An 11,196-nucleotide genomic window follows, 5' to 3' on the forward strand; every position below is an offset into this window, starting at 1 on the left:
TGCGCTCCCTTCAGTGGTGGTCGAGACCACTCTTCCGCAGATCCGGTGAAACAATCCCCGCATGGCGGAAATCATCCAGAAGGAAGGCACTTGGGTTTTCGACGGCGACGCCCTGCGGCTCACCCCGGGCCGGGACAAGAACGTGAGTCCGCTCCGTCGTGAGCTGGGTGAACTCACCGTGCCGCTGGGTGCGTTGGCCGGGGTCTCCTTCGAGCATGGGCGGAAGTCGGGGCGGTTGAGGCTGCGGCTGCGCGACGGCGCCGATCCGCTGCTGCAGGCCACCGGCGGCCGGCTCTCCGGGCCGAACGACCCGTATCAGCTGACCGTGGAGCCCGACCGGTACGGCGTCGCGGAGTACGTCGCGGACGAGGTGCGCGGCGCGCTGCTGCTGGACGGTGTCTCGGTGGATCCGGTCACCGGGTACCTGCTGCCGGGTCCGGCGCTGCCGGTGTCCGTCTCCGCCGGGGACGGCACGGCGAGCTTCGACGGGGAGCGGGTGCGGCTGGAGTGGAACTGGAAGACGGAGGACGCCAAGGCCGCGATCGGCCCCCGGACGATCCCACTCGCGGAGATCGTCGGCGTGGAGTGGCAGCCGGCGGCCGGTCTGGAGAACGGGCATCTGCGCTTCGCGGTGCGCGGCGCGCCCGCCACGGCGCCGCCCAAGTACGACCCGAACGCGGTCGAGCTGTGGGGTTTCAAGAAGGACCCGCTGATGGCTCTGGTCGCGGCGGCGGTCCAGGTCCGCCTGCCGCATCCGGCGGATCCGGCCGCCGGGGAGGACGCCGTCGGAGCGAGGCCGCTGCCGCTCGCGAAGGAGCCGGCCGAGGAGGAACACGACGCGCTGCTGCGGCGGCTGCGGGAGCTGGGCGAGCTGCATCGCGACGGGGTGCTGACGGACGACGAGTTCGCCCTGGCCAAGCAGGCGGTCCTCAGGCGCATGTGACGGCTCCGCCTCGTCGGCGAGGCGGATTCCCGGCTCGGGCCGCCCGCTGGAGCAGCAACCCTGGGAACGGATGACGCGCTCGCAGTCGGCGGCCACCACGTCGGCGGGATCCGCGACGAACAGGTCGTTGCCGGCTCCCCAGGTGGCCTCGTCGACGGTGCCGTCGCGGAGGGTGATGACGTCCGCGCCGCCCGAGCCGGCGACCGAGTCACTGCCGGTACCCGCGTCGAGGGTGACCGAGGCGGTGACCGGCGAGGTGAAGGACAGTGAGTCGGCCTGGTCACGCAGAGCGGCGCTGAAGAGGGTCAGCGTGGCCGCGGGGCCGCACGTCACCGTGGTCGCGGAGACCGTCCGGCAACCCGGGCCGGCCAGGGTTCCGGACATGCCGGTGATGCGCAGGACGCCACCGACGACGTCGACGGTGACGCCGTTGCGGGCGCCGGCCAGGGCCGTGAAGGTCAGGATCGAGCCGAGCCCCGTGCCCGACGCGCCGGTCCGCCCGGCGAGGCCGGCCGGTGGGCCAACCCGCCGGGTGATGCGCGGAGTTGGCCCGGTCACGCTTCCGCCCCGCCGTCCGGCGCAAGGGGTGTCACTTCGCCTTGCGGGCCACCGTGAAGTGGTCGATGCGGTCACCGGTCTCGGCGATGCCCGACACCTTCAGCGTGGTCCGCCGGCCCTTCGGCGCGGGCGTGACGTCCACCCGCAGGAAGGAGTAGTCGAGGTAGCGCACCCGGGACCAGGCGACGGTCTCGTCGACCTTGCCGTCCTTGGTGTTGACGAACGAGGCCACGGAGTCGGTCTCGTGCTCGTGCCCCTCGTAGGAGTCCGGGGCGGTGAAGGCGTACAGGCTGCGGCCGGCCGCACCCGCGGTGACGTAGACCACGCCCTCGGTCTCAGGGTAGGCCGTGCCGCCGATCGGGAGCTTCTTGGTGACCTTGCCGCCCTTGATGACGTCGGTGCGCTCGTACTGGTGGTTGTGGCCGTTGATGACCAGGTCCACCGTGTACTTCTCGAACAGCGGCACCCACTCCTGGCGCACGCCCCCCTCCGAGGCGTGCGCGGTGGAGGTGCAGTAGGCGCAGTGGTGGAAGAACACGACGATGAAGTCGATGTCCTTCGAGGCGCGGAACTTCTTCAGCTGGGCTTCCAGCCACTTCGTCTGGGTTCCGCCCGAGATGCCCAGGTTCGCCGGGATCTCGAAGGAGATGTCATTGGCGTCGAGCGAGATGACCGCGGTGTTGCCGTAGGCGAAGGAGTAGACGCCCGGCAGGTTCTTGGCGTCGGGGCCGTTGTCCGGGAGCGTCCAGCGGGCTTCCTCGCCGCCGTAGCCGTTGGGCGAGTACCAGGCCTCCATGTCGTGGTTGCCGTACGCGGGCATCCACGGGACCTGCTTGGCGACCGACTCGGTCTGGTACAGGAACTGGTCCCAGGTGCGCGAGTCGAACCCGGTGTCGGTGGTCTTGCCCGCACCGGACGGGTCGCCGTAGGCGATGTCGCCGGCGTGCAGATGGAAGGCGGGATTCTGGCCGAGGATCAGGGCGTTGTTGGCCAGGCCGTGGTAGCTGACGCCCTCGTCGCCGAACGCGGTGAAGGTGAACGGCTCCTTGTGGGCGGGAGCGGTGGTGAACGTGCCCAGCGTGCCCGCCAGGTGCGGCTGGGCCGGGTCGAAGCCCTGGTGGCCGACCCCGTAGTAGTAAGTCCTGCCGGGGCGCAGGTGGGTGAGCTTGGCGTGCAGGTAGTACTGGGTGTGGTCGCCGCTCGCGCCGACACCGGCCGGGGTGTGCAGGGTGCGGACCTCGGCCTCGATCTTGCGGGAGAGGTCCCAGGGGCGGGCGCCGATGCGGATGAAGGGCTTCTTCACCGCGACCGGGACCTGCCAGGAGACGGTGACCTCGGTGCGCGGGTCGTTGCCGAAGGCGAGGTGGCGGCCGAAGGGGGCGACCAGGGAGCCGTCCACCGACTCGGTCACGGAGGCGGTGCGCTGTGCCGGCACGGCCGCCTGGGCGGTGGCGCCCGGCATGAACGCGCCACCCGTGACGGCGCCCAGGGTGACGGCGCCGCCTCTGATCATGGAGCGCCGCGAGAACCTGGCGCGCAGGTACTCATGTTGCTCGGCCATGCTCATGCGCTCGGCCAGCTTCTCGGGTACTCCCATACGAGGAATGTCCATGGCGTCCGAAACTCGTGGGTCCGGGCAACGAGACACAGGACACAGGATGGACAGCTTGCGAACAGAGCACCATAAGAGCTTCAACAGGCATCTGCCCGAAATCGGGCACGTTTCTTGCGAAACGGCGTCCGGTACTCCAGGATCTACCAGGTGCACGACGAACTGCTTGATCATCTGACGCGATCCACGCCCCTGAGCCGGGGCGAGGCGCTGCGGGTGGTCCAGGACGTGCTTGCCTACTTCGACGAGACGACCCACGAGTTCGTCCGTCGCCGCCACCGCGAGCTGCAGGCCCAGGGCCTGGTGAACGCGGAGATCTTCGGACGGATCGAGGCGGACCTGAAATACCGGGCGGTGGCGCCGCCGGAGCTGACGCTCAGGCAGTTGCGCCGCATGGTCTACGGCTGACAACCAGCCGGACCGGACGAGCGACAGTCAAGGGATACCTCTATATATGTGCGGGATTGTCGGATACATCGGGAAGCGTGACGTCGCGCCCCTCCTGCTGGAAGGTCTGCAGCGGCTCGAGTACCGCGGCTACGACTCCGCGGGCATCGTCGTCACCTCCCCGAAGACGCCCGGCCTGAAGATGGTGAAGGCCAAGGGCCGGGTGCGCGAACTGGAGGCCAGGGTCCCGGCGCGCTTCAAGGGCACCACCGGCATCGCCCACACCCGCTGGGCCACCCATGGCGCCCCGTCCGACGTGAACGCCCACCCGCACATGTCGGCCGACGACAAGGTCGCCGTCGTGCACAACGGCATCATCGACAACGCCGCCGACCTGCGCCGCAAGCTGGAGGCGGACGGCGTGGAGTTCCTCTCCGAGACCGACACCGAGGTCCTCACCCACCTCGTCGCCCGGTCCCAGGCGGACACCCTGGAGGAGAAGGTCCGCCAGGCCCTGCGCGTGGTCGAGGGCACCTACGGCATCGCCGTGATGCACGCCGACTTCAACGACCGCATCGTGGTGGCCCGCAACGGCTCCCCGGTGGTCCTCGGCATCGGCGAGAAGGAGATGTTCGTCGCATCGGACATCGCCGCCCTGGTCGCCCACACCCGGCAGATAGTGACGCTGGACGACGGTGAGATGGCCACCCTCAAGGCCGACGACTTCCGCACCTACACCACCGAGGGCACCCGCACCTCGGCCGAGCCGACCACGGTGGAGTGGGAGGCGGCGTCGTACGACATGGGCGGCCACGACACCTACATGCACAAGGAGATCCACGAGCAGGCCGACGCCGTGGACCGTGTGCTGCGCGGCCGCATCGACGACCGTTTCTCCACCGTGCACCTCGGCGGGCTGAACCTGGACGCCCGTGAGGCGCGCCGGATCCGCCGCGTGAAGATCCTCGGCTGCGGCACCTCGTACCACGCGGGCATGATCGGCGCCCAGATGATCGAGGAGCTGGCCCGCATCCCCGCCGACGCCGAGCCGGCCTCCGAGTTCCGCTACCGCAACGCGGTCGTGGACCCCGACACCCTGTACGTCGCCGTCTCCCAGTCCGGTGAGACGTACGACGTCCTCGCCGCCGTCCAGGAGCTGAAGCGCAAGGGCGCCCGCGTCCTCGGCGTGGTCAACGTGGTCGGCTCGGCGATCGCCCGCGAGGCGGACGGCGGTGTCTACGTGCACGCGGGGCCCGAGGTCTGCGTGGTCTCCACGAAGTGCTTCACGAACACCACGGTCGCCTTCGCCCTGCTCGCCCTGCACCTCGGCCGCACCCGCGACCTCTCCGTCCGCGACGGCAAGCGGATCATCGAGGGCCTGCGCAGGCTGCCGCAGCAGATCACCGAGATCCTGGATCAGGAGGAGGAGATCAAGAAGCTGGCGGAGGGCTACGCCGACGCCCGCTCGATGCTCTTCATCGGCCGCGTCCGGGGCTACCCGGTGGCCCGCGAGGCCTCCCTGAAGCTCAAGGAGGTCTCCTACATCCACGCCGAGGCCTACCCCGCCTCGGAACTGAAGCACGGCCCGCTGGCCCTCATCGAGCCCGCCCTCCCCACGGTCGCGATCGTCCCCGACGACGACCTGCTGGAGAAGAACCGCGCGGCCCTGGAGGAGATCAAGGCCCGCGAGGGCAAGATCCTCGCCGTGGCCCACCAGCACCAGGAGAAGGCCGACCAGACGATCCTCGTCCCCAAGAACGAGGACGAACTGGACCCGATCCTGATGGGCATCCCGCTCCAGCTGCTGGCGTACCACACGGCCAAGGCCCTGGGCCGCGACATCGACAAGCCGCGGAACCTCGCCAAGTCGGTGACGGTGGAATAACCGCCCCGGAAGGGCGCGACCACAGAACGGACCCCCACGTGTGCCACCCATCACGCGGGGGTCCCTTCCGTGCTGCTCGAATCAGCCGGCGGCCGTCACACCCCGGCCCGCAGCACGCCCTGGAAGGGCCGTCGGCCAGTGCGCCATCGCCGCCGTCGCCGCGTACCAGGCCACCGCCCCCGAAGCGACGGCCACCCATCCCCCGGCCTTCGCGAGAGCGGAACTGTCGGCGAAGGCCGCGACGGCCAGCACCAGCATCGCCAGGAACAGCAGCCCGTGCGTCACCTGCCCCAGGGTGTCCCCACCGGCCACGGTCAAGGTGATCGCCACCAGGGCGAACAGAAGCAGGAACAGCCCGGCCGCGTTGGCCGATCCGTGATCCGACACGGCCCAGGTGAACCACAGGGCGCCGAGAGCGACGTACCCCACGCCGAAGGCGCCGTCACGGAGCGCCAGCAGGCCGATGAGGAAGAGGGCGACGCCGCCCACGTAGTGGGCCACGGTCACCGCGTCCGACGTGCCCACGCCGTCGATCACGCCGGTCGTGCCGAGTCCGAACGCCAACAGGGTGATCCCCAGGGCGAGTCGGCCGGCCACGGTAGTGCTCACGCTTCCCGCGGAGACGACATTGTCCACGGCGGGCTCCCTTCGTGCATGTGCAGTTGTGCGGTGACCCGTATATGCCCTTCACAAGGGCACAAACCACCTCTACGCGCGAGTAGTTTCGTGCTGCACAAAGGGAGTTGACGGAGCGTGAGGCGTTACGGAATGACGATCACGGGCCGCTGCGCCCGCTTGGCGAGCCGCCCGGCGACGGAGCCGAAGATCCGGCCGACGATGCCGTGCGTGGAGCCGACGACGATCGCGTCGGCCTCGTACTCGCGCCCCACCTCTTCGAGTTCGTGGCAGATGTCCCCGCCCCGCTCGACCAGGATCCACGGCACCTCGGCCAGATAGTCCGCGCACGCCAGCTCCAGCCCGAGGACCTCGGTGCGATGGTCCGGGACGTCGACGAAGACGGGCGGCTCGCAGCCGGCCCACACGGTGGTGGGCAGCCGGTTGGCGACGTGCACGATGATCAGGCCGGAGTGGGAGCGGTGGGCCATGCCGATCGCGTAGGCGAGGGCGCGCTCGCTGGAGGTCGAGCCGTCGAAGCCGACGACGACTCCGTGCCGGAAGGCAGGGTCGCAGGAAGGGCGTGTATCCGCCGCCGCCAGGGGATCGGCCGCCGTGGGATCGGCGACCGGACGCTTGCGGTCCGCGGGTTCGAAGAATTCGTGACCGGCCATGGCTGTCTCGGCGTTGTGATCCTTTTATGGATGGGACGACAGTGTGCGGCGGAAGTGTGCGGCGGAGCTGTGTCCGGGAAACACCTTCCCAACCCCATACCCCCAAGGGTACGGCGGCACGCCTCCTGAGCCCAGATCCCGCGCACGCTGCGTAAGCGGGCCCCCGACGTCCGTAGGGGTTCACCGGAGCATGCACGAGCGGCGCCCGTAACGCAATGGTTGCTGCCCCGTACAGGCGGTTTGCACGGGATTCACAGATGCGCGGCCGGTGACCGTCCCGTCGAACGGGCGTTGTACCGGGGTGAACCACCGCCACAGGGAGTACGAGATGTCCGGACCCCGACCGACCCCCGACCCGCACCCCGCACCGGACACCGTGAGCGACGTGATCCGCTGGGGGGTCTTCAGCTGCGTCCTCGTCCCCGTGGTCCTGCTCTGGTACGGCACCTCGCTGGCCGGCGCGGCGGGCACCGCACTGGGGCTGGCCGCCGTCACGGCCGTCTGCCGGGTGCTGCTGCGCCGCTCCGAGCGGTGCGCCGAGGATTGCGGCACGCAAAGAGGTGGACGTCACACCCAGGGAAAGACACCGGTCGACTGACCGGTTTCCGCACCCTCGGACGCATCTTTTCAGCCAACTTCTTGATATCGCCCAGGAGGGGTCAGTACCACCCCCCAACCCCCGTTCCACCTGCACGAAAAGGGTCTACGGACGGCTGCGCACCCTACGCGGTTTGGCCACTGCGACAAGGCGTACTTCCCTGCGCGGTCCCCGAGTGCAACCCTTCGTGATCGAATGCTTCACGCCAAGTTGTCATGTCGACAATGTCCGGCGTGTCGAACTGGCCACCGTAAGACCGCGGTAGCCAGTAGATTCGATCTTGACTGTCTTACGGCGGGGGACTCGTGCAGGACCGAGGGGAAACGTGCAGGAGCGACACAACCGAGGAGCCGCGACCAGCGAGGGGGGCTTAGCAGTATGAGCCATGACTCCACTGCCACGCCGGAAGCCGCGGCCCGGAAGCTCTCCGGGCGACGCCGCAAGGAGATCGTCGCGGTGCTGCTGTTCAGCGGCGGCCCCATCTTCGAGAGTTCCATTCCGCTGTCGGTGTTCGGAATCGACCGCCAGGACGCCGGGGTGCCGCGCTACCGGCTGCTGGTGTGCGCCGGCGAGGAAGGCCCGCTGCGGACCACAGGGGGCCTGGAACTCACCGCACCACATGGGCTGGAGGCGATCTCACGCGCCGGGACGGTCGTCGTACCGGCCTGGCGGTCGATCACGTCGCCACCACCGGAGGACGCGCTCGACGCGCTGCGGCGAGCGCATGAGGAGGGTGCCCGCATCGTAGGGCTGTGCACGGGCGCGTTCGTGCTCGCGGCGGCCGGACTGCTGGACGGACGACCGGCGACCACCCACTGGATGTACGCGCCGACGCTGGCCAAGCGCTATCCGTCGGTGCACGTCGATCCACGGGAGCTGTTCGTCGACGACGGCGATGTGCTGACGTCGGCCGGTACGGCCGCGGGGATCGACCTGTGTCTGCACATCGTGCGGACCGACCACGGCAACGAGGCGGCCGGCGCGCTCGCCCGGCGCCTGGTGGTCCCGCCACGCCGCAGCGGAGGTCAGGAGCGCTATCTCGACAGGTCTTTACCCGAGGAGATCGGCGCCGACCCGCTCGCCGAGGTCGTCGCCTGGGCGCTGGAACACCTCCACGAGCAGTTCGACGTGGAGACCCTGGCGGCACGCGCCTATATGAGCCGCCGTACCTTCGACCGCCGGTTCCGCTCGCTGACCGGGAGCGCACCGTTGCAGTGGCTGATCACCCAGCGGGTGCTGCAGGCGCAGCGGCTGCTGGAGACGTCGGACTACTCCGTGGACGAGGTGGCGGGCCGGTGCGGCTTCCGCTCCCCCGTCGCGCTGCGCGGGCACTTCCGCCGCCAGCTCGGTTCGTCCCCGGCGGCCTACCGCGCGGCCTACCGGGCCCGCCGTCCGCAGAACGACAGGCAGACCGACCCGGAGGCCATGGTGTCCCAGGGCCAGCAGGGTCCGCCGGCGGGTCTGCCCGGCGGCCCCGGACCGGTGGGCCACGTGCCCGCCATGCTGCATCCGGACAGCGGCGTGCCGATGCAGAGCCGCCGTACCGCCGGCGCGGTGAGCCTGCTCCCGGGACCACGGGGCGGCAGCTGATCGAGACATGGGGACAGGGGGGGTGGAGGACGAATCCACCTCCCTTTCTCCACGCACGCCCCGGGGCAGCCCGGGGCTGTCCTCGTGTATACGCGTGAATGCGCACCGACAAGGTCACCGCACGCCCGGTCCCGCTGCCGGTGGCGCGCCGTAAGGTGAGACACATGAACGATCGCATGGTGTGGATCGACTGCGAGATGACCGGCCTCTCGCTGTCCGACGACGCTCTCATCGAGGTGGCCGCCCTCGTCACCGACTCCGAGCTGAACGTACTCGGCGAGGGAGTGGACATCGTCATCCGCCCGCCGGAGCAGGCGCTGGAGACGATGCCGGAGGTGGTGCGCCAGATGCACACCGCGTCCGGCCTGCTCGCCGAGCTGGCGAACGGCACGACGCTGCGGGACGCCGAGGAGCAGGTCCTCGCGTATGTCCGTGAGCACGTCAAGGAGCCCGGCAAGGCCCCGCTGTGCGGCAACTCCGTCGGCACCGACCGCGGCTTCCTGCTGCGGGACATGCCGACCCTGGAGAACTACCTCCACTACCGGATCGTCGACGTCTCCTCGATCAAGGAGCTGGCCCGCCGCTGGTACCCGAGGGCGTACTTCAACAGCCCGGAGAAGAACGGCAACCACCGCGCCCTCGCCGACATCCGCGAGTCGATCGCCGAGCTGCGTTACTACCGCGAGGCCGTCTTCGTCCCGCAGCCCGGACCGGACTCCGACACCGCCAAGGCGATCGCCGCCAAGCACGTCCTGCCGACGCGGTAGCCGCCACGGGGTCCGCTCGGGAGGCCGCGCGAAAACCTGTGCGCGAGCACCCCTTCGGACCCTGTAGACTTCTTCTCGGCCGGTCGGGGAAAGCACTCCTCGAACTGCCGGTCATGGTGGGTGTAGCTCAGCTGGTAGAGCACCTGGTTGTGGTCCAGGATGCCGCGGGTTCGAGTCCCGTCACTCACCCTGAGTGATCAGCCGGTGACTCCGTCGCAAGACGGGTCACCGGCTGATTCGTTTGTGTCCTCCCGTGCCGCACCCGGTTCACGACGACGCCCGCGGCACCAGTTCCGTGGGCAGTACCGCCTGCTGCCGCTCGAGCCCCCGGGACGCGTCCGGGCGGCGGCCGGCGATCTCCGTGAGGAGGAGGTCGATCATGGCGCGGCCCATCTCCTCGATGGGCTGGCGGACGCTGGTCAGCGGCGGGTCCATGTGGCGGGCGATGGCCGAGTCGTCGTAGCCGACCAGGGCGACGTCGTCGGGGATACGGCGGCCCAGCTCGCGCAGCACCTGCCGGGCGCCCGCCGCCATCACGTCCGAGCCGGCGAAGACCGCGTCCAGGTCGGGGTGGCGCTCCAGCAGGACCGTCATCGCGCGGCGGCCGCCCTCCTCGGTGAAGTCGCCCGGCTCGATGAGGAGTTCGTCCACCGTGTGGCCCGCGTCGCGCAGCGCGTCGCGGTAGCCGTCGACGCGGCGCTGGGCGCCGTAGACGTCCGGCCGGCCGGTGATGTGCGCGATCCGCCGGCGGCCCCGGCTCAGCAGGTGCTCCACCGCCGAGCGGGCCCCGCCGTAGTTGTCCGAGTCGACCGAGGTGAGCGACTCGGCGGCCGAGCGCGGGCCGCTGATCACGGCCGGGATCTCCAGCTGGGCCAGGAGATCGGGCAAGGGGTCGTCGGCGTGGACCGAGACCAGCAGGACACCGTCGACCCGGTGGGCCGCCAGGTACTGCGCGAGGCGCTGCCGCTCGCGGTCGCTGCCCGCGAAGATCAGCAGCAACTGCATCTCGGTGTCCGAGAGTTCGGCGCCCACACCGCGCAGCATGTCCGAGAAGTACGGCTCGGCGAAGAAGCGCGTCTCCGGCTCGGGGACGACGAGGGCGATCGCGTCGGTGCGGTTGGCCGCGAGGGCACGGGCGGCCGTGTTGGGGACGTAGCCGAGTTCGGCGACCGCGGCCTCGACCGCGGCGCGGGTGGTGTCGCTGACCCGGGGCGAGCCGTTGATCACCCGGGAGACGGTGCCCCGGCCCACGCCGGCCCGGACAGCGACCTCTTCCAGGGTCGGCCGACGACCGCCCCGGCCCCGCCCATCGTTGACCGCCATAGTCGTCGCCTTCCGTTCACCACCGTCAGGCCAGGAATGTAACAGCCGTGGCCGGTACGGCCCCGATCCCATCCTGCCTCGCCGGGGCGGGCCCATCCCCCGTCTGCCACGGCGGAAACCGCGGCGGGGGGGGGGCGGGGGGCCCCCCCCCCCCCCCCCCCCCCCCCCCCGCCCCGCCCCCCCGGGGGGGCGCCCCCACGCCACGGGGTTACATTTGGGGGGGGGCGGGGGGTGTGGGGCGGGG

Annotated in this window: 10 protein-coding genes and 1 tRNA gene; 7 read left to right on the forward strand and 4 right to left on the reverse strand. The window is 70.4% G+C overall.

The annotated features are described in order from the left end of the window. Nucleotides 1-61 precede the first annotated feature (61 nt). The gene (locus tag AC07C1_RS18755) at nt 62-943 is read left to right on the forward strand and encodes a DUF4429 domain-containing protein (protein WP_478940275.1); all 882 of its coding nucleotides are present in this window, start codon (nt 62-64) and stop codon (nt 941-943) included. Between the two features lie 589 nt (nt 944-1,532). Here AC07C1_RS18755 and AC07C1_RS18760 read toward each other — a convergent pair. Beyond that, a complete protein-coding gene (locus AC07C1_RS18760) occupies nt 1,533-3,098 on the reverse strand; it encodes a purple acid phosphatase family protein (RefSeq protein ID WP_478940277.1) in 1,566 nt (521 codons plus the stop codon). Nucleotides 3,099-3,263: 165 nt separating this feature from the next. Between AC07C1_RS18760 and AC07C1_RS18765 the strand changes: the two genes are divergently transcribed. Both AC07C1_RS18765 and glmS read left to right on the forward strand, forming a co-directional pair. After that, nucleotides 3,264-3,521: a hypothetical protein gene (locus AC07C1_RS18765; protein WP_478940278.1), complete on the forward strand. Its 258-nt coding sequence runs from the start codon at nt 3,264-3,266 to the stop codon at nt 3,519-3,521. Nucleotides 3,522-3,567: 46 nt separating this feature from the next. Beyond that, on the forward strand, nt 3,568-5,385 hold the full coding sequence (gene glmS, locus AC07C1_RS18770) for a glutamine--fructose-6-phosphate transaminase (isomerizing) (RefSeq protein WP_478940280.1): 1,818 nt from the start codon (nt 3,568-3,570) through the stop codon (nt 5,383-5,385). Between the two features lie 81 nt (nt 5,386-5,466). On the opposite strand, the gene AC07C1_RS18775 is transcribed toward glmS, so the two are convergent. Then, nucleotides 5,467-6,021 (reverse strand): hypothetical protein, encoded by a 555-nt coding sequence (locus AC07C1_RS18775; protein ID WP_478940282.1) that lies wholly within the window; start codon nt 6,019-6,021, stop codon nt 5,467-5,469. A 125-nt stretch (nt 6,022-6,146) separates the two neighbouring features. After that, nucleotides 6,147-6,674: a universal stress protein gene (locus AC07C1_RS18780; protein ID WP_478940284.1), complete on the reverse strand. Its 528-nt coding sequence runs from the start codon at nt 6,672-6,674 to the stop codon at nt 6,147-6,149. Between the two features lie 328 nt (nt 6,675-7,002). Here AC07C1_RS18780 and AC07C1_RS18785 point away from each other — a divergent pair, with 328 nt between their 5' ends. The 4 genes from AC07C1_RS18785 (at nt 7,003) to AC07C1_RS18800 (ending at nt 9,818) form a co-directional block, all read left to right on the forward strand. Beyond that, nucleotides 7,003-7,272 (forward strand): hypothetical protein, encoded by a 270-nt coding sequence (locus tag AC07C1_RS18785; RefSeq protein WP_478940286.1) that lies wholly within the window; start codon nt 7,003-7,005, stop codon nt 7,270-7,272. Between the two features lie 378 nt (nt 7,273-7,650). Next, nucleotides 7,651-8,862: a helix-turn-helix domain-containing protein gene (locus tag AC07C1_RS18790; protein ID WP_478940288.1), complete on the forward strand. Its 1,212-nt coding sequence runs from the start codon at nt 7,651-7,653 to the stop codon at nt 8,860-8,862. A gap of 164 nt (nt 8,863-9,026) precedes the next feature. Further along, nucleotides 9,027-9,629 carry an oligoribonuclease gene (orn, locus tag AC07C1_RS18795; protein ID WP_478940290.1) on the forward strand — a complete coding sequence of 201 codons (603 nt, stop codon included), beginning with the start codon at nt 9,027-9,029 and terminating at the stop codon, nt 9,627-9,629. Nucleotides 9,630-9,745: 116 nt separating this feature from the next. After that, nucleotides 9,746-9,818: transfer RNA gene (locus AC07C1_RS18800), tRNA-His, on the forward strand. A 78-nt stretch (nt 9,819-9,896) separates the two neighbouring features. Here the strand turns inward: AC07C1_RS18800 and AC07C1_RS18805 are convergent. Continuing rightward, nucleotides 9,897-10,952 carry a LacI family DNA-binding transcriptional regulator gene (locus tag AC07C1_RS18805; protein WP_478940292.1) on the reverse strand — a complete coding sequence of 352 codons (1,056 nt, stop codon included), beginning with the start codon at nt 10,950-10,952 and terminating at the stop codon, nt 9,897-9,899. Between the last annotated feature and the right edge of the window lie 244 nt (nt 10,953-11,196).

It is taken from the genome of Streptomyces sp. NPDC045022 (assembly GCF_056432605.1).